This is a genomic window from Lelliottia wanjuensis (assembly GCF_030238365.1).
GTDB lineage: Bacteria > Pseudomonadota > Gammaproteobacteria > Enterobacterales > Enterobacteriaceae > Enterobacter > Enterobacter wanjuensis.
Map to the genome: position 1 here is coordinate 1 of NZ_JASSOT010000050.1, position 24,120 is coordinate 24,120.

17 protein-coding genes are annotated in these 24,120 nt (G+C 56.7%); 5 read left to right on the forward strand and 12 right to left on the reverse strand.

Features of this window, described 5'->3' with window-relative positions:
* Nucleotides 1-299: 299 nt before the first annotated feature.
* The 12 genes from QQF33_RS05450 to QQF33_RS05505 all read right to left on the reverse strand — a co-directional run bounded on the left by QQF33_RS05450 (nucleotide 300) and on the right by QQF33_RS05505 (nucleotide 9,753).
* On the reverse strand, nucleotides 300-830 hold the full coding sequence (locus tag QQF33_RS05450) for a hypothetical protein (protein WP_285150564.1): 531 nt from the start codon (nucleotides 828-830) through the stop codon (nucleotides 300-302).
* Nucleotides 823-1,872, reverse strand: coding sequence for a plasmid segregation protein ParM domain-containing protein (gene parM, locus QQF33_RS05455; protein WP_285150565.1), 1,050 nt, complete (start codon nucleotides 1,870-1,872; stop codon nucleotides 823-825). The genes QQF33_RS05450 and parM overlap by 8 nt, the downstream gene beginning before the upstream one ends.
* 37 nt (nucleotides 1,873-1,909) lie before the next feature.
* Nucleotides 1,910-2,668, reverse strand: a complete 759-nt coding sequence (locus tag QQF33_RS05460) for a C40 family peptidase (protein WP_285150566.1) — start codon at nucleotides 2,666-2,668, stop codon at nucleotides 1,910-1,912.
* Between the two features lie 2 nt (nucleotides 2,669-2,670).
* Entirely contained in the window at nucleotides 2,671-3,588 is a 918-nt protein-coding gene (gene lafU, locus QQF33_RS05465) for a putative lateral flagellar export/assembly protein LafU (RefSeq protein ID WP_282494759.1), read from the reverse strand.
* Complete coding sequence (gene motA / locus QQF33_RS05470; RefSeq protein ID WP_100777999.1) at nucleotides 3,588-4,451, reverse strand: flagellar motor stator protein MotA; 864 nt, start codon at nucleotides 4,449-4,451, stop codon at nucleotides 3,588-3,590. The genes lafU and motA overlap by 1 nt, the downstream gene beginning before the upstream one ends.
* A 7-nt stretch (nucleotides 4,452-4,458) precedes the next feature.
* A complete protein-coding gene (locus QQF33_RS05475) occupies nucleotides 4,459-5,151 on the reverse strand; it encodes a FliA/WhiG family RNA polymerase sigma factor (protein WP_285150616.1) in 693 nt (230 codons plus the stop codon).
* Nucleotides 5,152-5,173: 22 nt separating this feature from the next.
* A complete protein-coding gene (locus tag QQF33_RS05480; protein ID WP_282494760.1) occupies nucleotides 5,174-5,641 on the reverse strand; it encodes a flagellar basal body-associated FliL family protein in 468 nt (155 codons plus the stop codon).
* 2 nt (nucleotides 5,642-5,643) lie between these two features.
* Nucleotides 5,644-6,693 carry a flagellar hook-length control protein FliK gene (locus QQF33_RS05485; RefSeq protein WP_285157502.1) on the reverse strand — a complete coding sequence of 350 codons (1,050 nt, stop codon included), beginning with the start codon at nucleotides 6,691-6,693 and terminating at the stop codon, nucleotides 5,644-5,646.
* A complete protein-coding gene (fliT, locus tag QQF33_RS05490; RefSeq protein WP_282494762.1) occupies nucleotides 6,693-6,995 on the reverse strand; it encodes a flagellar protein FliT in 303 nt (100 codons plus the stop codon). The genes QQF33_RS05485 and fliT overlap by 1 nt, the downstream gene beginning before the upstream one ends.
* Nucleotides 6,988-7,383, reverse strand: coding sequence for a flagellar export chaperone FliS (gene fliS, locus QQF33_RS05495; protein ID WP_095280392.1), 396 nt, complete (start codon nucleotides 7,381-7,383; stop codon nucleotides 6,988-6,990). The genes fliT and fliS overlap by 8 nt, the downstream gene beginning before the upstream one ends.
* Before the next feature lie 16 nt (nucleotides 7,384-7,399).
* Nucleotides 7,400-8,704 carry a flagellar filament capping protein FliD gene (fliD, locus tag QQF33_RS05500; RefSeq protein ID WP_282494763.1) on the reverse strand — a complete coding sequence of 435 codons (1,305 nt, stop codon included), beginning with the start codon at nucleotides 8,702-8,704 and terminating at the stop codon, nucleotides 7,400-7,402.
* A 200-nt stretch (nucleotides 8,705-8,904) separates the two neighbouring features.
* Nucleotides 8,905-9,753: a flagellin N-terminal helical domain-containing protein gene (locus QQF33_RS05505; RefSeq protein ID WP_285157503.1), complete on the reverse strand. Its 849-nt coding sequence runs from the start codon at nucleotides 9,751-9,753 to the stop codon at nucleotides 8,905-8,907.
* 680 nt (nucleotides 9,754-10,433) lie between these two features.
* Here QQF33_RS05505 and QQF33_RS05510 point away from each other — a divergent pair.
* The 5 genes from QQF33_RS05510 (at nucleotide 10,434) to QQF33_RS05530 (ending at nucleotide 24,120) form a co-directional block, all read left to right on the forward strand.
* A complete protein-coding gene (locus tag QQF33_RS05510) occupies nucleotides 10,434-11,396 on the forward strand; it encodes a winged helix-turn-helix domain-containing protein (protein ID WP_285157504.1) in 963 nt (320 codons plus the stop codon).
* Nucleotides 11,374-11,838, forward strand: a complete 465-nt coding sequence (locus QQF33_RS05515; RefSeq protein WP_282494766.1) for a hypothetical protein — start codon at nucleotides 11,374-11,376, stop codon at nucleotides 11,836-11,838. Before QQF33_RS05510 ends, QQF33_RS05515 begins: the two co-directional genes overlap by 23 nt.
* A gap of 504 nt (nucleotides 11,839-12,342) precedes the next feature.
* The gene (locus QQF33_RS05520; RefSeq protein ID WP_285157505.1) at nucleotides 12,343-14,022 is read left to right on the forward strand and encodes a ShlB/FhaC/HecB family hemolysin secretion/activation protein; all 1,680 of its coding nucleotides are present in this window, start codon (nucleotides 12,343-12,345) and stop codon (nucleotides 14,020-14,022) included.
* A gap of 1 nt (nucleotide 14,023) precedes the next feature.
* Nucleotides 14,024-14,569 (forward strand): toxin-activating lysine-acyltransferase, encoded by a 546-nt coding sequence (locus QQF33_RS05525; RefSeq protein WP_285157506.1) that lies wholly within the window; start codon nucleotides 14,024-14,026, stop codon nucleotides 14,567-14,569.
* Nucleotides 14,566-24,120, forward strand: a complete 9,555-nt coding sequence (locus tag QQF33_RS05530; protein WP_285157507.1) for a hemagglutinin repeat-containing protein — start codon at nucleotides 14,566-14,568, stop codon at nucleotides 24,118-24,120. The genes QQF33_RS05525 and QQF33_RS05530 overlap by 4 nt, the downstream gene beginning before the upstream one ends.

The following is a 24,120-nucleotide window of genomic DNA, read 5'->3' on the forward strand; positions in this document are numbered from 1 at the left end:
GTACGTAATGACATGGTATCTCTCTCATCCCAGGGCATAAGCGACTCCATAAACGGGTTCGTATGCCTTAGTTGTAAGTGTCTACCATGTCCCCGAACAAGTGTTCATGATGTCCCCGGACCGTACACTCCCAAAGGGAGAGGGAGAAAAAAGTCCCTCGCCAGGCGTGAGGGAAAGCGCCGGACGGTCCCCTCTCCCAAAGGGAGAGGGAGAAAGAAGTCCCTCGCCAGGCGTGAGGGAAACCGCCGGACGGTCCCCTCTCCCTGTGGGAGAGGGTTAGGGTGAGGGCATCAGCCCACTCAAAATATCCCCTTCGCCCGCACCTTCTTCATCTTCTCCGTCGGGGCATCCACCTCGCTCAAATCCCGCTCCTCTGCCCCACTCGCCGCGCGCTCAGGCTCTGGCGAACCAGCCGTTTTTCCGGCCAAACGCAGCTGCTGTAACGCCAGCTTTTGCTGTTCCATCAGCGGTTTTAACGCGGCAATTTCGGCATGAATCTTTTGCAACTGCGCCATCTGTTCATTGGATGAATCATCCACAGTCTGCGGCATCAATTCCCCGAGCAGCTCCGCGAGCGTCAGTTCTTCGCGCCCCAACGATTCCGCCACATGGCGACACACTGCCGGGTCCATCAGGTGCAGCTGCAGGCCCGCCAGATAGACGTTCCGATGAAAAGTGCGGATCTCCATATTGGTATCGTCAATGCTGGCCGCTTTGTCCATGGACTGATGCCAGGCTTGCAGCTGCTGCATCGCGCGCAGATCCGCGCGCGACTGGTCTGGCGTCAGGTGCAGGGACAGATTGACGCGGCGAATCTGTCCCTTACGCATCGTCACCCACCTCGGCCATTAAGGGTTCATCCACCACCTGGGCACCGGCGTCAGAGTGGTACAGGCAGATCTCGCGCGACAGGGCGCTCTGCGGATTTTCAATGCTCACCACGCGATCGCCGAGCGTCGCGTAGACCTCACGAATTGCCCCTTCGATCAGATGCGCACCGCCGCCGACCAGGTAAACGCGGTTCGGGTTCTTGGCGAATTTTTTCGCTTCGTAAGCGACCTGATCGCCCAGCTCCTGAATTTTGATCTCAATCTTTTCGAGGATCTCGTCGATGCGCGATTCGTCGTTAATCACGCTTTTCACGAAGTTGAGATCGTGACGGCGTTTGATCAGCTCGTTGGCCACCAGATAGCTGGAGTCGCTGTCGGCGGCGGCCAGCAACTTGCGCGTCGCGTCCGTGACCATCGCCACGCCGATTTCGTTGTTACCGTAGATGGCCGACACATCATCGAATTCGCCAATCACCACGCCCATGTCGAGGGTGGTGCCGCCGCAGTCGATCACCAGTGATTTGGTAAATTCATTCACGTTCGAGTTGAGCAGATGCGACAGCGCCGCAGGCAGGCTCTCCGGCATCACCTGTACGTCCACGATGCGGAACAGTTCGCCCTTGTTGAGGGAGATGTCGCGCATCAGGTTCTGACGCTTCGCTTCGATGCGCTCTTCGTTTCGCTGGCAGTCGTCCGGCTTGTAGAACTGGGTGATCGGCAGGGTCACTATCACCTCCACGTCGCACGGCGTCATCCCGGTCTGCAGCAGGGCGTGATGCACCGCCAGCAGGTTTAAATCGTCGTACTGGTAGTCGATGTGGGTGGTGGAGAGCGCTTTATCCGAGGTGGCGTCGTAGGTGTATTTGGTGGTGCCGATGGTGTAGTTATGCACCGCCTGGCCGCGCAGCAGCGCCGCGCTTTTCCAGTCTTTGCGGAAGGAGTTCGGCGAGACCACGGTTTTGAGAGTGCCGTTTTCAATCCAGCTGATTTTTACATTGGTGGATCCGTCGTCGATGGCGAATTTTTTACACGTCTGGGTCATGGATTTGTTCTCAATCGTTCTGAAAAATGGGGCCGGGTCAGAGCACGGCTTCGTCAGTTAAGAGGCGGCGGGCACCGAGATAGTGGTCCTGCCAGAAGTTGTCAGAAAGCTGGCTAATGCGAATATTCAGGCCGGTGCGCGGGGCTTCGATAAATTTGCCGTCCCCGAGATACACCCCGACGTGATCCGCGCCGGGACGCTGGTTGATGTTGAAGAACACCAGATCGCCGCGGCGTAATTTGTCCTGCTTAATCTGGCGCAGGGTGCGGTCCTGATACATGCCGTTGGCGGTGCGCGGCAGGTTGCGGCTCAGCACTGGCGTGAAGGCGTAAAACACCAGGCCGCTGCAATCAAAGCCCTGCTCCGGCGTCTGGCCGCCCCAGACGTAAGGTTTGCCAATCTGCTGTTGCAGCAGCTGAATCACTTTTTTCAGCGACGCCTGCAGGCGCGGGCTCATCTTCTCGCCGGGCAGCGGCTCCCAGATCATATCTGTCGAGAGTTTGCCGGGCTGCCAGCGCTTGTGCATCGCCAGCTGCTCGCGGTTTTGCACGCGCTCAAGGCGCTTCGCCTCGCTCTGCTTGCGCTTTTGCTCCGGCGTCACCGGCACCACGGCGATGCGGGTACGCGCTTTTTTCAGCAGCGCTTCGCGGTTGCGCATGCGGGTTTTGGCGGCGCTCTCTTCGTCTGTGACCGACTCACGGCGCGGGGCGGCTTCGACATGTAGGGTTCCAGCCACCATTAGCGCGGCGACAAGCGCCACGCGGCGTAGGGTCTGGGAAGGGATAAAGGTCAACATCGTTATTTCTTTGAGATTTTATCGATAATCGGCTTGATCACTTTCTCGCCGTGCTGACCAAAGAACTGGTAAAGCGATTCGCTCGCCGAGTGGGTCAGCACCATGATTTCAATGCGGCGGTTCGAAGAGCTGAGCGGATTCTGCGGGTCGATCAGCATCTGATCGGCCATCCCACTCACCTGCAAAATTTTGCCCGGCTCCAGGCCAGCTCTGGTCAGGACTTTGCGCGCCTGCATCGCACGCTCCCCGGACAGGTTCCAGTTGTTGTAGAGATCCTGGTCGCGGAAACGTGTGGCGTCCGTGTGTCCGGTGATAATGATTTTGTTGTCGATCTTGTTGAGCGCCGGGGCGAACTCCGTCAGCAGACGGGTGAAGAACGGCGTCAGGATCGCGCTGCTGCGCTGGAACATCTCGCGCTTCTGATCGTCGGTGATCAGGATCCGCAGCCCCTGCGGAACGATCTCCATTTTCAGGTTCGACTGGGCATCGTAGGCCGAGGTGATCTTCATGATGATACGCGCCAGATCTTCGATCTCTTTCTGAGAACGTTTATTCACGTCCTCCAGGCTGTCGCCTTTCAGCCCCGCCTGGACGGTCATCGGCTTCTCTGACTTCGCGTTTTTCGTCTCGCGATCGCGCTTTTCCGTGACCGCAATTTTGCCGCCGCTGCCGTTCGGCTGGGTGATCGGCGTCAGGGAGTGGCCCTCAAAAATCGACTCGCCGTTAAGCTGAGAGACGATCTCTTTGCGCTCCTCCTCCGTCACCGACCCCATGATCCACAGCACCATAAACAGCGCCATCATCGCCAGGGTAAAGTCGGCGAAGGCCACCTTCCACGCTCCGCCATGAAAGGTGTCATGGCTTTTGCGCGAGGAGCGTTTGATGATGGTGGTATGTTCTTTTCCGCGAGTGCCGCGCATCAGGATTCACCCGTCATCTGGTTGACCCAGCCGTCGAGGGTGGCGAAGGTCGGCTTGGAATCGAGCGGCAGCATTTTGCGTCCGGCATCTACCGCCAGCAGCGTCGGTTTGCCCGCCACGTGATTAACCAGCACGGTACGCACGCATTCGATCACCGCGAGCTGCTTTTTGGTGTTCTGTTCCATGGCGTTCGCCACCGGGTCCATCAGGCAGTAGCAGAAGAAGACGCCGAGGAAGGTCCCGACCAGCGCCGCCGCCACTTTCACGCCGATCACGGCGATGGAGCCGTCGATGGACTGCATGGTGATGATGATCCCGAGAACCGCGGCACAGATCCCGAAGCCCGGCATCGCCTCTGCGGTACGTTGTAGGGAACGGGACGGCTGGAGAAGATTCTCTTCCATCGCCACCAGCTCCTGCTCCAGAATCCCTTCCAGCTCGTGTTCGTTGATCTTGCCCATCGCCATCAGACGGAAGTTGTCCGAGATAAAGGTGATCAGCGCTTTGTTCTGCAGGATCAGCGGGTATTTCTGGAACAGCGGGCTGCTTTCCGGCACTTCGATGTGCGCGTCCAGCACCTTCAGACCGCCGTCCTGCACCAGCTCCAGCAGTTCAAACAGCAGCATTAACAGCTGGCGCTGATACTCATCCGTGTACTCGTTTTTGCGCATAATGCCGCGAAACTGGCGATACATCTCTGCCAGCACCGGGCGCGGGTTAGCGAGCACCATCGCGCCGAGGCCGGCACCCAGAATGATGATGATTTCACCGGGCTGCCAGAATGAGGCGAGGCGTCCACCGGACATAAGAAAACCGCCGACGACGCAGGCGAAAATAATGAAAATACCGAGAAACTTTTGCATATACCTTTCACTTCTGGAAAAAACACTGGATCTTTTGAGCGATCTTTTTATTAAGCTGGCAGACGCGCGCCTCGGTCAGATCGAGAACCAGCGCGATTTCTTTCAGACTCATTTCCTGCTGGTAATAGAGCGTCAGAATCAGTTGTTCGCGCTCATCAAGGCTCGCCAGCGCAGCCTTTAAGGTGCCGCTGGTGACCATTTCGTCCTCCAGCGAGCGGGTGTTGAGGATGCCGGGTAGCGCATCCTCACCTAATAATTCGTCGAGACTTTCCAGCGTTCTGGCGCAATCCAGCAGTAAATACTCGTGGTATTCGTCGGCGGTGATGGACAGATGCTCGCTGAGATCTTCAAACGTCGGCGTGCGCCCCAGCTTGCGGGTGATTTCGCGGATCGCATCGTTGATCTTATGGCTCTTCTGGCGCAGCCGGCGCGGACGCCAGTCCAGCTCGCGCAGCTCATCCAGCACCGCGCCGCGCACGCGCTGGGCGGCGTAGGCGCCAAACTGCTCGTCGGGATGACCATAGCGACGCAGCGACGTCAGCAGACCCATCAGGGCGATCTGCTCCATGTCTTCTTTGTCCATCACGCTGCTGGTTTGCCAGGAGAGCTGCTTCACCACCCGGTGGACCAGCGGCAGGTACGCGTTGACGTACTTTGCTTCGTCAGCCGGGGTCAGCGCGTCATCCGCAATAAAATCCATCATGTCAGTCGACTACCGTTGATTACTGGAAAACCATTTTGCTGATGATCACGTCTTTGAACGGCATGCGCGTATTGAGGCTTTCAAAGCGCGCCGTGTAGGCATTCATCAACGTGTCGCGCAGGGATTCCACGCTCATTTCACGCACGGCGTCGTAGTTCATCGCCGACAGGGCATTGACCGTCGCACCGCGAATGGCCGGAGACATCTCTTCCGCGCGGCTGGTATCAGCGGCAGAATCGGTGGTCAGGGCCAGCTCCAGCAGCAAATAGCGCTCGGAATCGCCGGGGCTTTTTAAGGTCACGACGACGTTTTTGATTTCAACAAATTCCACCACGCTCTCTTTCGACGAGCTGAACAGGTCGGTGATGATGGAGCGTTTATGCTCGTCCTGGCTGAGCATGTGCGTGCCCATGACGGTCAGTACGGCGGCGAAAGTGGCGGCAATCAGGGCGATCACCAGCCCTAAAGAAAAAGTTTTAATTGTCATATTTAAACCGTAAGTAATACCGAATCGTCTTTACCGTCAGGGGACTGAGCGTCCTCTGCGGCAATCTCTGCCCCTGCATCAGGCCTGTCCGCCTGGGCTGGCAGCTGTTGTCCGCGTCCCTGCTGCTGTCCGGACTGGGCGGAAACCTGCACGTTCACCTGGACGAAGTTTTGCTCCGTCAGGCTCTGGCGCAGCTCGTTGCTGATCTGCTGGAGCGCGCGCACCGTCTCGCTGTTGCTGGCGCTGATGTGCACCTGCATGCGGCCATTTTCGATTTGCAGCGAAATATCCACTTTGCCCATCTCCGGCGGATCGAGGCGGATGGTGGCGTGCTGCACCTGGTTTTTGACCTGAATCTGCAGGCGATCGTTAAGGGCGCTGTGCAGCTGTTGCGCCCATTTGGTTTCGTCCGCGTCCAGTTTGACCGGCGGCAGATGGACCGTTTGCTTATCCATTACCGTCGAAAACGTCTGCCCGGCTGCCGCCGGTTGCCCTGCACCGGGCAGTACCTCGGCCAGAGTTTTCACCACCTCAGCCGCCAGCGGTTTGGCGAGATCAGTCGCCGGTTCCGGCGTCACGCTGACCGGCGCAGGCGTTTGCGGCGTGAGCGATAACGCGTTGGTCAGAGGCGAATGCCCCGCCGACAGCGTCTGCATCTTCAGCGCTTCCCCGGTTTGCGGTGTAGCTGACGTAGCATTCAGCGTTTTGACCGGCATCAGGCTTGCCATCAGCAGCGTATCCAGCAACGCCTGCGGCGGCGCGGTGGCGTCCGGCGTCGGCAGATTGCTGTCGGTCTTGTGCGTCGTCGCGTCGTCATCCTCGTCGGTGTCCAGACCCGCCAGCACCATGGTGGTGTCGCGCGTCTGTTCCCCGCCCATCAGGGTATTGATGATGTTGAGCAGCGCATCGTTGAACGCCACGGGCGTCGACTCACCGGAAGGCATTCCCGGCAGCGTTAACGCCGGGGTTTCCGTTCCAGGCAGCGCCGGGGCAATCGCGCCCGGCTCGGTGGTGGCGGGCGTCGGCGTCAGTTGCGAGAGCAGGAGATTCATCAGATCTCTCCCGCATCGGCAAACTGCGCGTAGGCGCTTGCCCCTTCGCGGTTGCGACGCGCGCGCGCCATGTTCTGTTCAAGCTCATCGCGCTGCTGCTGGCAAAACTGACTCACCTGCTGATGGACGAGTTTGAGCGCCGTCAGCGCATCACGTTTTTCCGCGGTCAGCGTCTGCCCTTTCAGCGACATCAACAGCCCGGCTATCTGCGCATCGACCTCCTGCATTTTCGGCCAGTCGTGCTGACTGGCCGCATGCTCCAGGGAACGCGCCAGAAAACGCATCACCTGTAAATCATCCATTCTGCTGCCCCATTTTTTCCCAGCCGTCCTGCAGGTTGCTGAGGATCACTTCCACCTCTTCAACATGCTCGACGGAGAGCTTATGGCTGGCGTCGTACAGGCGATAAACGCAGTAGTCGTAAAGGTTCGCGAGGCTCAGCGCCAGCTCGCCCCCTTTGTCAAAGTCCAGCGCGCTGGTCAGTGCGTTCAGGATATCGATGCACTTATTAATGCTCTGCACCTTGCGATCGTACCGGCGCGCGGCGATGTGGCTTTTTGCGCGCACCAGTTCGTCCATCAGACCGTTAAACAGCATCAAAACCAGTTGATGCGGATTCGCTGCCGCCGCCTGAATCGCTAAGTCGGATTGCTGGTAATGCCCGAAGCCCTGCTGTTCGTTCCCGTACATAAAAACTGTCTTTCCCTTAAGCTAAACCAAACATACTCATGGTGTTGTTCATCTGCGCCATGGCCTGCTGCAACTGGGTAAATTGCTTCAGGTAGCGGTTATACGAGGAGTCGTACCGCGAATTCATGGCTTCTGTTTTGCTGTCGATATCGCTCTGCTGGCGGTCGAGCACTTCCTGACGCCCTTTCAGCAGGCCGGTGGTCGAGTTGAGGTAGCGGTCGAGGGATTTATCCATCCCGGCGATCAGCCCCTCCTTGCCGTTGAACAGGCCGGTCAGCGCCTGCGGGTCGGCGGTCAGCGCGGCGTCGAGCTTTTTGCTGTCGATCTCCAGCTTGCCGTCTTTGTCCGCCGTGATACCGAAATCGGACATGCGTTTGCCGCCAAACTGGGTGCGCAGCACGTCGTTCAGCTCGCGATCGAGGGACGCCATCGTGGCATCGCCCGCAAACGCTCCGCGCTCCTCCCCGTCACCGCTGCCGCTTTTGGTCAGCTTTTGCAGCGTGTCCTGCAGGGTGTTGTAGGAGGTGATAAACGTCTGCAGCTGCTCTTTCGTACCGGCGGTGTCGGTACCGATGGTGATGGTCAGGGGTTTGTCGGCCTCGGTCTTCGACGTCAGCTCGATGGACACCCCGTCGATCAGCTTGTCCAGCGTGTTGCTGCTGCTGGTGAACTCCATCTCACCCATGCGGAATTTGGCGTCCGCCGCTTTCGAGATCTGTTTGGCATTCGCCGAATCAAAACCCGAGGTGCCGCCGACGGTGACTTTGTTTGCTTCGCCGCTTTCGTCGCTGCTCAGCATCAGGGTCACTTTGCCGTCGGTACGAATCAGCGACGCCGTGACGCCTGGGTTATCTTCATTGCCGTTAATGGCTTTGGTGAGATCGCTCAGGCTGTTAACGCTGTCCATATCGACGGTGATGGTTTTCGCATCCGCCCCTTCGCCGAGGGTGATGTCCATCGTGCCGGTGGCGTTTTTGATGGAATCATCCGTCAGATCGCCGAAGCCGATCTGATGCGCGGACGCCAGCTGATCGACTTCGATGTTGTACGTGCCTTTCTGCGCATTGGAGTTGGCCGTGACGGTCGCAATCCCTTCGCGGTTGACGGTGGCGACGTTTTTCAACATCCCGTCATTAACGTTGTTCAGCCCTTTAATGGCGCTACGAAAATCGGTTAAAGCGGTGCGAAGCGCGTCCAGCGCTTTTTTCTGCGACGTCATCGTGGCTGTTTTGGTCTTCAGCTGATTCTGGATCGACATGATGTCGTAGGACGCCAGCGACTGGGCCAGCGTGGTCGGATCAATGCTGCTGAAATCTGCCATAGTAGTTGTCTCCGTTCGCACCTGTTGCTAAACCATGCTCAGTTAATGCAACCATCGTGCCAGTTTTTAAATGTCGTTAATTCAGTAAGTTACGTTTTACAGGGAAGGCAACTTTCCCCGAATGGGAAAAGGAAGGAAGGGGAAAGGCCGCAAACAAAAACACCGCCTTACAGCGGTGTTTTTCTTGAAAAAGGTCGGGATTAGCCCAGCAGGGACATCACCATACCGGACATGCTGTTGGACTGCTTCAGCATGGACATGCTGGTTTGGGCCAGCATCTGGTTACGGGTCATGCTGGAGGCTTCGGATGCGAAGTCGGCATCACGGATGTTGCCCAGGGCCAGGTCGGTGTTGTCTTTCATGTTCGCCAGGTTAGCCGCGGTGTGGCCCAGACGGTTGATGTTGGCACCCAGTTTAGAACGCAGGGTACCGACTTCAGCGATAGCACCTTCAACGCTTGTCATCATCGCCTGTGCACCAGATACCGTGGTCAGCGCGCCGGAAGCAGTCAGTGCGCCCATACCGCCGGAACCGGTCACGTTATCCAGCTCAGTTTTCACATTCACTTTCAGGTTCTCGCCCTCTGAAGCACCGATCTGGAAGTTCATCTCTTTGCTGAACTTACCTGATGCACCAAACAGGTTTTCACCTGCGTATTTGGTGTTGCCCATAATGTTCTTCAGTTCAGCGTTCAGCTCGTCCATTTCAGACTGCAGTGCAGCGCGGTCTTCAGTACCGTTAGTGTCGTTCGCGGCCTGGGATGCGAGGTCTTTCATGCGGTACATGATGTTGCTCACTTCATCGAAAGCACCTTCTGCGGTCTGCAGCAGAGCGGTCGCGTCAGAGATGTTGCGCTGTGCAACAGACATACCATTACTCTGACCCTGCAGGCGGGTGGCGATTTGCAGGCCAGCCGCATCGTCCGCTGCGGAGTTGATACGTTTACCGGTCCCCAGACGTTCCATCGCAGTAGACAGCATGCTGTTGGATTTATTCAGTGCGTTAGTAGAAGCCATGGAAGACGCGTTAGTGAAAATAGAAAGTGCCATGTTAGTAATCTCCTTGTGAACCTGTCTGTCAGGCTCTTCTCTCTGGTACTCAAGTAAAACGACACAGCGAAACGGAGAATTAAATCGGTGATGAAAAAAAATTTAAAAAGACGTCTATAAGAAAAAGCCTGGTCTCACGAATAAAAGCATACATTGCCAAAGCAAATTAAAAATAAAGGCGACACACTCTTCCCTTAACTTAAATTCAACTTAAAAATAATTAATGTTTTTTCTTGTCAAAATGTAACGACATTTTATCCAGCTGAAAGTAATAAAACATAGAATTCACATAAGGGAACAAGTTGTTAATATAAAAAACAACTACAGATCACTATTAACGTTTAACGATTCTCATTAATGCCTGCGCAGAGAATTAACTTAATAATTTGTTGCACATCACACTTTTATCGCGTAAAAATGTGTCACGGAAGAGAAACTTCCTAATCTCATCCCGGAAACAGCGGAAAATGATGGGTGATACTTCACCCTTCCGCCGAGCGAAATCCCTGATTACGTCGTAATACCGCTCGTTTTTTGCATAATCTCCGCAGGCACGCGGCAATTCTCAAACGAATTTTAAACGGAATTAATGATTAATTTACATTAAGCATTGTGTGATTTTTCTGCACGCTGCGCGGATGATTAATTGATTCAGGAGTGGCTGTTCACCACCAATTGCCATGAGAAAAAAATATTATACCGTCAATAACTGGCTCGTAGATTTGCCCTCTGGTTCGCTCATTAGTTTAGTGACAGGTGAAAGAAAACGTCTCGGTGAATATCAATTAAAACTATTAGACGTACTTCTTGAAAATGCAGGAAAAATTCTCACCCGCGAAGAATTGACGACGCTGGTCTGGGAACGTCGGGTTATTGGTAATAATAGCCTGCCGAATGCGATTCACGCGTTACGCTCGGCGTTAGAAGACGACGGCAAACAGCAAAGAATTATTAAAACGATCCCTAAAAAGGGGTATTTGCTCGAACAGGCCTGGTGCCGTTTCGTTGAAAAAGAGAGTGAAGAGATTGATCTGCCGGAAACGGAGATCGACGGCTTTGTGCTGCCGACGCTGAGCCCGACCGCTGAGAATAGCGCTGCAGAAGAGGCGGAAACCGCACCAGAAAACGCGATGGTGGCCGAGCCTGCTCCGGCGGATCTGCCCGTTCCGGTCGAGGGTTCCCTTGTCGAACCCGCCCGGCCCCGGTTTCAGCATCCGCTGATCACGCTGGCGATATTGCTGGTGACGATCCTCATCGGCGCCGTGGCTGGCTGGCAGTACGCCGGGAGTCAGGGCCCGAAGATTGTCGCGTCGGAGCAAGAGGTCGCGGTTTACAGCAATATTCGTATTTATGAGCTGTCCGAGTCCAACCGCCTGGAAATGAGCAAAGAAGATTTTTACAGCAAAATCAAAGACACGCTTTACGCCATTAATCAGCAGATCAAGACGCAGTCCGTGACCATGACGGTCTATTACCAGAGCGTCGATCAAACGCTGAACTACACCTTCGCGCTGAAAAGCCGCTGCGACAATAAACAGCTGGCGATGGCGATTTACCACTGGCGCATCGACCCGACGCAACTGAACAACCTGATACTGCGAGAAACGAGGAGAAAAATCAGTGAGATGGAAACCTGCTCTTAACTGGAAAGTGGCCCTGTTTTGCTTTCTTCTGGTGGCAAGCGCGGTAGCAGGATTACGGGTGATGCAAACCCCGTCCATTCCGCAGAGCAATGTGGAAGGTTTTTTGCAGCTGGGCTTTTACGATTTGATGTCGAGCCGAAAAGAGATTTACGACTCGCATATGCAGACGGTCAACGGCTCGATTTTAACCACCATCACCAGCCCGAACGACAACCGTTTCGTGCTGAAAGGAAAATTTACCGGCATCAACGAGCAGAACAGCCGTCTGTTTTTCTCCTACACGCCGATCTACTACAGCACCGCGCAAAAAGGGCTGATGATCGACGGTCTGGTGGATATGCTGCTGCACATTAATATCTGGATGCAGCCGCTGTATGTCGGCAATCAACAGCTGGTTGTCGGGCAAAGCGGAGCGATATTTTTGTATCCGTTGAAGAAATAATAATACCCTCACCCTAACCCTCTCCCTAAAAGGGAGAGGGGGTTGATCGAGCGATTTGCATTTACAGTATTAATCTACTCCATCGAAGTAAAACATATTAATACTGAATGTATTAGAATCTGGCAGGGGCTGTTTATTATATATCCCACTCTATTCTTCTCTCGCCAGCCCTTCAGAATAGCTTACCGCCCGAAACCCTGCCCAGGTGCGCTGTCCGCAGGCCCTCCCCCTCCTGCGAAGCTTGTGCAAGTGTCTGGAATCCCACTTCTTTGTTTTTAGGATTTTGTTCAGGACTATAACCTGGGTGATTCTGTTAACATTCGTAAACGCCTTCTGATTGGATGATGCCGAACGTATTTCATCAAGTTATCTTTCTTGGTGACTTATTCCTCTACGGTATAGGTGCAAATAACAGATCAGTTATTTTAAGAAAATTATAATTTATGCAGACCTTTTATTGCGGTCACTCTGCTTAATTGTTTTAACAGGAAGTTAAACCATTTTATGCGCATTTTTTTAAAAGGATTACCCCTTGCAGTAGGCGGTGTATTGCTGTCAGCAAACAGCTATGCCCTCCCGACATTAGCGGATCAGGAACTCATTCGTCAGCAAGAGAGCCAACGTGCGCGTGAGGCAGCATTAGCGCCTCCGACGCCAGATGTGCGGCTTTCGGCACCGGCGTCTTCTTACGGTCGCTTACAGTTCCCGCATGAAACACCCTGTTTCCCGATAAATCGCGTCGAATTATCTGGATACAGCTCCCTCCCCCACTGGCTGCCATTGCAGAAAATAGCCGATCAAGCTGTAGGCCGCTGCTTAGGCTCCAGCGGTATTAACCTGTTGATGAGCGCCCTGCAAAACCGGCTGATCGACCATGGATATGTCACTACCCGCGTCGTGGCCCCCCAGCAGGATTTGACCCTGGGCACGCTCGCGCTTGCGGTGGTTCCAGGAAAAATCCGCCATGTTGTGCTCACACCGCAAAGCGACCATTACGTCACTCTCTATACCGCCTTCCCGGCCCATGACGGTCATTTGCTGGATTTACGTGATATTGAGCAAGGGCTGGAGAACTTACAGCGCGTCCCAACCGTGCGGGCCAGCATGGAAATGGTGCCAGGCGAAAATCCGGGGGAAAGTGATATCGCCCTGAGCTGGCAGCAAAAGCGCCTGTGGCGAGTGGGGGTTTCGCTTGATGACTCTGGCTCGCGTAGCACCGGGCGCTATCAGGGCGGCTTAACCCTTTACGGCGATAACCTGTTGAGCCTGAGCGACACACTCTATCTTTCCGCGGGCAGTTCGCTTCACGCCCCGGCAGGAAAAGGGACTCACAACTACACCGGTCAATACTCCCTGCCCTTCGGTTACTGGGCAACCAGCTTCACCGCCAGTAACAACAGCTACTACCAGACCACCGCGGGTCTGAACGGGGATATCCGCTACAGCGGAGACAGCAATAACCTCGACTGGCAGCTCAGCCGTGTGCTGCACCGCAACGCCAGCCAGAAAACATCGTTCACTTACGACGTGATTGCCCGCGATTCAAAAAACTATGTCAACGGAACCGAAGTGGACGTGCAGCGTCGCCAGACGGCGGCCTGGAAAATCGGATTACAGCATCACCACTATATTGCCGCCGCCACGCTGGATGCAGGTATCAGCTATCAGCGCGGCACGCGCTGGTTTGGTGCCATTCCTGCCTCCGAAGAGTCTTACGGCGAGGCAACGGCACTGAGCAAAATCCTGCAACTCAATGCCCAGCTTGATGCACCTTTTGCGCTTGGGACACAGAATTTTGGCTACAACGTGCAGTACCTGCGTCAGATAAGCGACACCCCACTCACGCCGCAGGATGAGTTTTCCATTGGCGGGCGCTGGACGGTGCGCGGCTTTGACGGTGAACGCACGTTAAGCGCCGACAGCGGCTGGACCCTGCGCAACGAACTCTCATGGCAAACGCCGCTGCCCAACCATCAGCTTTATCTCGGCCTGGACTACGGTCGAATCAGCGGTCAAGGCAACGATTACAACCTGGGTAACCATCTCGCGGGCGGTGCTGTGGGCATTCGCGGTGGCTTATGGGGCGCGAATTATGACGCCTTCGCCGGTATCCCGCTCTCCAAACCCGAGGGTTTCACTACCGATCCGGTCACGCTCGGCTTCAACCTGAACTGGCAGTACTGATATGCGTATTAACGGATTTGATGTGATTGCGCCGGGCGTGCTAGGCGGTGAGGCCAGTTCAGCCGAAGTGCTGGGTGCGGCGGTCTGGCTATGGATGCATTCCGAATTCCACCGCGAGCTGGCGCTGGACACGCTGCCGACCGTTCTGCTCCCCATTATCAAAAAACAACAGTATCTGCTGGCAAGCGAAAACGGCAAGCCGGTGTTTTTCCTGAGCTGGATGTGGCTGGACGAAGCCGCCGAGCGTCGTTACCTGGAAGCACCCGGCATCATGACGCAAGAGCGAGACTGGCTGAGCGGACCGCGCCTGTGGCTGCGTGACTGGGTCGCGCCTTTTGGGCATACCCTGGTGATGAAAAACCTGGTGGCAGACTACCTGTTCCCGGAAAACTGCATGCGAGCGCTGTATCACCGCGGTGCCACTCGCGGCAAATGCGTCAAAAATTTTCGCGGCGCAAAAGTCAGTCGGCAACAGGCTGACGACTGGCGCGCTGCGCACCCTCTGACTGTCTTACTCAAAGAATTCCCTGCAAGGACGCAATCATGAACAAGAACCTTTATCAGATTGTCTTTAACAAAGCGCGTGGCATGTTAATGGTGGTGGCCGATATAGCGGCCTCAGGACGTGGGTCGTCCGGCCCGTCTTCGGGGATGGGACATACACTTTCCCAACACATCAGCGCCCTGTCCCGCCTTAACTTCAGTCTGTTACTGGCGCTGGGCTGTGTCAGTGTTTCCGTGCAGGCGGGGATCGTGGCGGACGGCAGCGCGGCAGGCAAACAACAGCCGACGGTGATTAACAGCGCTAACGGCACGCCACAGATCAATATCCAGACCCCGAACAGCAACGGCGTTTCGCATAACAAATACAGCCAGTTCGATATCGACGGAAAGGGCGCGATCCTCAATAACTCGCATAACGCCACGCAAACTCAGCTGGGCGGCATGGTCAACGGCAACCCGTGGCTGGCCAAAAGCGAAGCAAAAATCATCCTGAATGAGGTGAACTCGCGCAATCCCAGCCAGCTGAACGGCGTGCTGGAAGTGGCGGGTAAAAAGGCGCAAATCATTATCGCCAACCCGGCCGGGATCACCTGTGATGGTTGCGGGTTTATCAACGCCAACCGCACCACGCTGACCACCGGCGCACCGCAGTTCAGCAACGGTCAAATTACCGGCTATGACGTGCGCCAGGGGGAGATTGTTATTCAGGGGCGCGGGATGGACACCACCTCCCAGGACAGCACCGATATTATTGCCCGTGCGGTCAAAGTGAACGCCGGAATTTGGGCCAACGACCTGAAAGTGACCACCGGCAGCAATGTGGTGAATGCCGCCCATGAAACCATCACCCGAACCACACCGGATGCCAACACTCGTCCGCAGCTGGCGGTCGATGTCTCACAGCTTGGCGGCATGTATGCGGGGAAAATCCGCCTTATTGGCACTGAAACCGGCGTTGGCGTACGTAACGCGGGCACGATAGGCACTTCCGCAGGTAATGTGACGATCACTGCAGACGGGCGCATCGAAAACAGCGGTGCGATAAACAGCGTGCAGGACTTAAGCGTCAGCGCGTCCGGAGGCATTCAAAACAGTGGCGTCCAGTACGCCTCGGGCAACACCACCTTCAGCACCCCGGCGGATATCGTCAACAGCGGCACGATGGCCGCCGCCCATGAAACCACCCTGAACGCGGGCAGCCTGAACAGCTCCACGTCTGGCGTATTAGCTGCCGGGATGAACAGCGACGGCAAATTGGGCAATTCAGGCGACCTGACGCTCACCACTTCCGGGCAGCTCAGCGCTCACGGGCAGAACCTCGCGGCAAACTCACTCAATGCAAAAGGCGCAGGCGTTGATTTCAGTCAGAGCCAGACCTGGGCCCGCGATATCAATGCCACCGCGACAACCGGCAACCTGAGCACCGCGCAGGGCAATATCGCGGCGGCGCAAACCCTCACGCTGAACACCAGGGGTCTGTTAAATAACGACGGCGGCAAACTGGAAGCCGATCGTTTGCTGCTCGGGGGCAGCACGCTCTCCAATCAGAGTGGTGTGATTAATCAGCTCGGCGAGCACGATCTCTCGCTGACCCAGACCATCGCTATCAATAACAACGACGGCACCATTGCCAGCAACAGCCATAACCTCACGCTCAATACCGCCAAACTGACCAACCTGCAGGGCAGCATCATTCATGCCGGTGGCGGGAAATTAGCGTTGAATACCGCGCAAGTCGACGCCACTGGAGGCACCATCGCCAGCAACGGCGCGCTGGATTTACAGGGTAAAAACCTGGTGTTGGACAGCGCGACTACCCAGGCCGACAGCATCACGGTTAACGCCGACAGCCTGTCACACCACGCCGGTAATATGACGCAGACCGGCAGCGGAAAAATGACACTCACCGTCAGTGGTGGGCTGGATAACAGCCAGGGCAACGTGGCCTCGAATGGTGATGTCGCCCTCGCGGCAGGCAGCCTGAACAACCAGCAGGGGCAACTGCTGTCTGCGGGCCACGCCCTGACGCTTACCAGCGCCGGTGCCGTGGATAACCGTAGCGGATTTATCGCCGCCGACGGTTTGCTCAACATCAGCAGCAGTAGTCTGGATAACAGCGCCGGATTAATGCAAAGCGGCAGTACCTTCACGCTCAATACCCACGGTGGCGCGCTGGTTAACCAGAACAGCGGCAATCAGGGTGGCATTATCAGCCTGGGCGATTTAACGCTCTCCAGTGGCAATATCGACAACCAGCACGGCACCCTCTACAGCGGCGATAACGCCTGGCTTACCACCGGCAGTCTGAACAATACCGCGGGGCAACTGGTCTCGGTCAATGCCCTCACCTGGGGCGGCCAGACGCTGCAAAATGATAATGGCGGTGTGATTCAGAGTGGCGGCAGTCTGGTGCTCGACACCCACGGCGCCGCACTCAGTAACACCCACAGCGGCGAGTCTGGCGGCATCACCAGTGGCGGGAATTTAACGGTCAAAGCCGGTGAGGTGAATAACCAGTCTGGCACAGTCTACAGCGCCGACAGCACCTGGCTTAACACCGGGAACTGGAACAACACCGCCGGATTACTGGTCGGGGTCAGCGGCCTGAACTTCAGCGGCGGTAAACTGATCAACGATAACGGTGGCCTGATCCAGAGCGGCGCTGAACTGGAGCTGGAGACTCACGGGGAACAGATCAGCAACACCCGCAACGGCAATATTATCAGCCAGGGCGATTTGCACCTCAGCGCAGGCGACGTCAGTAACCAGTCCGGCACGGTTTACAGCGGCGCGAATGTCTGGCTCTCCACGGGGAGTTGGGATAACACCGCCGGGCAGCTGGCGGGCGTCGGCTCGCTCAGTTTCAGTGGCAATGCGCTGTGGAATGACAACGGCGGGCTTATCCAGAGCGGCGGCAATCTGGCGCTCGACACTCATGGGGCGGCGCTCAGCAATACACAGAACGGCACGATCTCCAGCGCCAAAGATTTGCAGCTGAGTGCCGGTGATGTGAACAACCAGGCCGGGGTGGTTTACAGCGCAGGCAACGCGCAGTTTGCCACCGGAAGCTGGAATAACACCGCCGGTCTGCTGGCTGGCGTCGGTTCACTCAGTTACAGCGGTAGCACCCTGCGAAATGATAACGGCGGTGCCGTGCAAAGTGGCGGCGAGCTGCTGCTGGATACCCACGGCGCGTTGATCAGCAACAAAAATAGCGGCGAATCTGGCGGCATCACCAGCCAGGGCAGCATGACGCTGAACAGCGGCGCGCTGGATAACGAGCTCGGCGCGATGATCAGCAACCAGCATATTGCACTGAATACCGCAGAGGTGAACAACGACGCTGGTTTACTGGTGGCATTGCAGGGGTTGGATGCCGCTACCGGCGCACTCAGTAATCACGGCGGCGCTATCCAGTCCGGTGCGGGGTTAAGCTGGAACACGCGCGGCAATAGCCTGAACAACCTCGACGGTTTAATCAGCGCCCAGAACAGCCTTACCCTGAACAGTGGGGACGTGGCAAACCAACAAGGCTTGTTGACCAGCGGCGGGGATTTCACCCTCACCAGCGGCTATCTTGATAATCGAAATGGACACATCGCCGGAAAAAGTGACCTGACGCTGAACAGCACCGGGATAAACAACCAGCACGGTGGCCTCCAGTCGCTGGGCGATATGGTGCTCAACGCCACGCATGCGATCGTCGACAACACTGCCGGGCTTATCCAGAGCGCACAGCAAATCGTGATGAACGCGCAGCAGGTGGTCAACCTGAACACCCACAGTGACGACCAGTCGCTGGGCATTCAGGGTGGCAATATTGTGGTCACTGCCGACACGTTCAACAATCTTAACGGCGATGTCCTGGCCAACAACAGTGTCGGCCTGAGCCTCGGCGGGCAGTTGAATAACAGTCATGGCCTGATCACCGCCATGCAGCTTGCGCAAATCCGCGCCGGTTCAGTGATCAACAGTCAGGGCGATATTGAAACGGGCAGCGGCCTGACGATTAACAGCACCAGCCTGACCGGTGACGGCAAACTGCTTTCTCTCGGCGATATGTCCCTCGGGCTTGCCAGTGATTTCACCAACGTGGGAACGATTCAGGCCAATGGCAATCTGGATTTCACCACCTCGGGCACGATCACCAACCAGAACCTGATGCAGGCGGGCGACACCTTCACGCTTCACGCCGCATCATTGAATAACACCGTGGATGGCGAATTGAGTGCGGGCACACTTGATGTGAATGTCAGCGGGACGCTCACCAACCGTGGCCTGCTGGACGGTTACACCACCCATCTGAGCGCGCAGACGCTAAACAACACCGGCACCGGACGTATTTACGGCGACTGGCTATCGATTGACGCCCGCACGCTCAACAACTCACGCGAAGGTGGCATGGCTGCGACCATCGCCGCCCGCCAGCAGCTAGATTTAGGCGTCGGGGTCCTGAATAACAGCAGCCACGCCCTGATTTACAGCGACGGGAATATGTATCTGGGCGGCAGCCTCGATGAGAACTGGCTGGCTACCGGTCAGGCCATCGCAATCAATAACCACAGCGCGACCATTGAGTCTGCGGGCAACATGCGGCTCAACGTCGCCACGCTCAATAACATCAACGACCACTTCACCACCGAAAACGTGCTGGTGTCGCAGGAGCACATTTCCGAATACAACGTCGATCGTCTCGGTAGTCAGCTTTATAACGAGAACGACTACAACATCAGCATGTACAAGGATGAGACCTGGATAATCTGTATCGAGGGCGTCATCTGCAACACCACCAACGGCGACAAGTTCACCCACTACGACTACACCCGCACCATCACTGAAGACCGCGTGCTGGAAAGTGACCCGGCGCAGATCATTTCGGGCGGCACGCTGACGATTAATGCCGGGGATGTGCTCAACGATAAGAGCCAGATCGTCGCGGGCGGCAACCTGAACATCAATGCCACCAACCTGAACAACGTGGAGGTCCCGGGCCAGCGGCAGATCCTCGACGAAGGTACCGCCACGCGTTACAAGCGTAAACAGAGCAAAGGCGGTGACTCCCCGAGCGTTAAAACCTCGGACTACACGCCGCCAGCCATCATCCAGGAAATAAGCCTCAACGCCAGCACCCTGGCTGACCACAGCCAGGCAGGCGGCAGTGGCCTCACGGTGGATGCGCATCAGGAGACGTCCGTCAGCGGCACGATTCAGGGCGGTGGCAATCTCAGCATGGGCGACATCGCCGGGCCGAACGGCGCGGGGGCACTGGCCTCCGGCCCGGTCGGCTCAGTCACCATTCCGGGGATCAACGGCGGCCCGTCCATGAGTCTGTCCCCAGGCAAAACCTTCGAAGTGAACCTGCCGGGCGATAGCCAGGTGGTGCGCATGGTCGGCCCCAACACCCGCATCCCGGACAACAGCCTCTTCAAATCTCATCCCGAAAGCAACAGCCCGTACCTGGTGGAGACCGACCCGCGCTTCACCAACAAGAAGCAGTGGCTCAGCTCCGACTACATGATGAACGCCTTCATCACCGACCCGAACAACATTCAGAAGCGCCTCGGCGACGGCTTCTATGAACAGCGCCTGATCCGCGAACAGGTGGTGGCGCTGACCGGGCAACGCTACATCGGCAACACGCAAAGTGACGAAGAGCAGTACAAAATGCTGATGGATAACGGCATCGCCTTCGGGCAACTCTGGGGCCTGAAACCGGGCGTGGCGCTGACGCCGGAGCAGATGAGCGCCCTCACCTCCGATATCGTCTGGATGGTCAGCCAGACCGTGCAGATGCCGGACGGCAGCACCCAGCAGGTGCTGGTTCCGCAGGTGTACGCGAAGGTCAAACCGGGCGACCTCGACGGCAGCGGCGCCCTGCTCGCCGGACGCAACGTCAACCTCAACCTGAGCGGCGACCTGACCAACAGCGGGCGCATCAACAGCAAAGACAACACGCTGGTGCTGGCGAACAACATCAACAACCTCGGCGGCATCATCAGCGGTAACGATGTGGCGCTGCAGGCGCGTACCGACATCAACAATATCGGCGGCACGATCCAGGGCGGCGACAGCCTGCTGGCCATCGCCGGGCGGGACATCAACGTCACCACCACTACCCGCAGCGCAGTCAGCGCCGACGGCAACTTCGGGCGCACCAGCATCGACCGCATCGGCAGCATGTCCGTGAGTAATGACGGCGGTTTCCTGGGAATGCAGGCCGGACGTGATGTAAACCTCACCGCCGCGTTGCTCAGCAATGGCGGCGAAGACAGCCAGACCACGGTGATCGCGGGCAACAACCTGAACCTGAACCCGGTAGAAACCGGCAGCCACGACAGCCTGAGCTGGGGCCGCGACGACTGGCTGAAACGCTCGCAGAGCAGCGACACCGGTACGGTTATTCAGGGTGGCGGCAATGTCTCGATGGGGGCGGGTCATGATGTGAATATCACGGCAGGCACGGTTTCGGCGAACCAGCAGTTGACCATCCAGGCAGGCAACGACCTGAATATCGTCAACGGCACTTCGTCCGACAGCTTCGAGCAGTACACGAAGCAGACCGGCAGCAGCAGTATGACCTCGAAAACCACCACCGTGGACCACAACCGCGAGAGCAACCAGCTGGCGGTGGGCAGCCAGCTTGACGGCGACGGCGTGACGCTTTCTGCGGGGCACGACCTGCTGGTTCAGGGCAGCAGCGTGGCGGGTTCACAGGACGTCAATCTGATTGCCGGGAACAACCTCACCGTCACGGCCGCGACCGAACAGCACGACGAGATGCATCAGCATCAGGAGAAAAAATCGGGCTTAAGCGGCACTGGCGGTATCGGCATCAGCTACGGCACGAATGACCTGAAAACCACCGACACCGGCACCTCGCTGACCAGCGCGGGCAGCACGGTAGGCAGCATCAACGGCGACGTGAATATGGTGGCGGGCAACGGGCTGACCATCAAAGGCTCGGACGTGCTGGCAGGCAATGACATTGCCCTGCAGGGTAAACAGGTGGATATCCTCGCCGCCGACAATGATTCCAGCACAAAACACACCGTCGAGCAGAGCAGCAGCGGGCTGACGCTGGCGCTCTCCGGCTCGGTGGGCAGCGCGATTAACCAGGCGGTGACCAGCGCGAACACGGCGAATAAGGAAAAAGAGAGCAACGGGCGGATGGCGGCGCTGGACGGCATGAAGGCTGCGCTGTCGGGCGTGCAGGCGTATCAGGGTAACGAACTGAATCAGGCTCAGGGCGGCGACCCGGCGGCGGTGATCGGTATTAACCTCTCTTACGGCAGCCAGTCGTCAAAATCTGAGCAGACGCAGACGAATCACGACAGCCAGGGCAGCACGATACAGGCGGGGAACAATCTCAGCATTAAGGCTACCGACAGCGATGTGAATGTCACCGGCAGTCAGATACGCGCCGGAAATGACATCACGCTTGATGCCGCACGCGACGTGAACCTGATTTCGGCAGAGAACACCCACAGCCTGGAGGGCAAAAACGAAAGCCACGGTGGCTCGGTGGGTGTGGGGATTAACTTTGGCAGCGGCAGCAACGGTATCTCGGTGAACGCCAGCGTCAACAAAGGCAAAGGCAGCGAAACCGGCAACGGCACCACCCATACCGAAACCACGATAGATGCCGGGAATAACCTGACCATCGTCAGCGGACGCGACACCACGCTGACGGGCGCGCAAATCAGCGGCGATAAAGTGACGATGGACGTGGGCCGCGACCTGACGCTGACCAGCGAGAGGGATTCTGACCAGTACGACTCAAAACAGCAGAACGCCAGCGCGGGCGGCAGCGCGAGCATGGGCGGTGGGTCCGGATCAATAAATCTGAGCCAGGACAAAATGCACAGCAACTACGATGCGGTGCAGGAGCAGACAGGTATCTTCGCCGGGAAAGGCGGGTTTGATATCACCGTCGGCGAACATACGCAGCTGAACGGCGCGGTGATCAGCAGCACCTCTGCGCCGGAAAACAATCTGCTCGACACCGGCACATTAGGCTTCAGCAACATCGACAACCACGCGGAATATGAGGTGGAGCACCAGAGCGCGGGCATCAGCAGTGGCGGTGGCTACGGCGACCAGTTTCTGGGCAACATGGCGAACGGTCTGTTAGTCGGTGCTAACGGCGAAGGCAGCGCGGACTCGACCACCAAATCCGCTATCAGCGACGGCACCATCACCATCCGCGACAAGGACAAGCAGACGCAGAACGTCGATGACCTGAGCCGTGACGTGGCGAACGCCAATCCGGGGCTGGACGTTATCTTCGACAAGGAGAAAGAGCAGCGGCGGTTGCAGGAAATCCAGGCGATTGGGGAGATTGGGAGCCAGGCGGCGGATGTTGCCAGGACGCAAGGCGATCTGAACGGTCTGAAAGAGGCTAAAAAAGAACACCCGGATATGACGGTCGATGAGCTACGCAAAACACCGGAATATCAGGCTGAGATGAATCAGTACGGGACAGGAAGTGCGCTGCAACAGGGACTCCAGGCGGCAACCGCCGCTATTCAGGGCCTGGCGGGTGGCGATATGGCGAAAGCGCTGGCGGGTGGTTCTGCGCCGTACCTGGCTGAAATGATTCACGATATGACGACTGACCCGGTCACTGGCAAGGTGAACACCGAAGCCAACCTTATAGCCCATGCAGTTGTCGGGGCGGTGGTTGCGCAGATTAACGGTAACAGCGCATTAGCTGGGGCATCCGGTGCCGTGGCGGGTGAATATATTGCGCAGCAGCTCTATCCGGATATCCCTCGCGACAAGCTTACGGAAGAGCAGAAGCAGACGATATCTGCGCTCTCCACGCTGGCAGCAGGGATCGCCGGTGGGTTGACAGGTGACAGTACAGCCGATGGGGTAGCCGGAGCGCAGGCCGGGAAGAATGCGGCGGAGAATAATAACCTGAGTCTGTTGGCAAGAGGCTGTGCAATAGCGGCACCTTGCCGGACGAAGGTAGCGGAGCAATTGCTGGAGATAGGAGCGAAAGCAGGTATTGTGGGTCTTGCCGGAGTGGCAGTAAAAGACCTGGCGGATAAGATGACATCTGATGAACTGGATCATCTTGTCACCCTGGAAATGATGGGTAATGATGAAATCACCAGTAAGTACATTGGTTCACTGCAAGATAAATATGGCCCTTCACATACTGGTGGAGATCAGATAACTGAGCAGAGGCCGATAAATACAGGTGGTGATCAATTACCCGGACAAGACCCGACTCATACTGGCAATAACAGTGGTCAGATTGATACGGGACCGAGCCATACTGGTGGGGATCAGACTGTAAATCAATTACCGAACAATACGGGTAATACGGAAGATACTCTTGATCTGCCAAATCATATGACAAGTGATGGGCATGATAATGGTGCAGACAAACCATCTAATATCAAAATGGCCGATGACAAGTTTCTGAAAAATAATGGTATAGATGCTCATGCTTTGAAAGATGATTTTCTAGGTAATGGCAAAAACTCTAATTATGATATCTATGTAGATAGAGACTCTGGACAGCTTTGGATCTTTAAGAAAGGTGGCAAGGGTGATGGTATACCAACAGGTGAGTACATTAAGTAG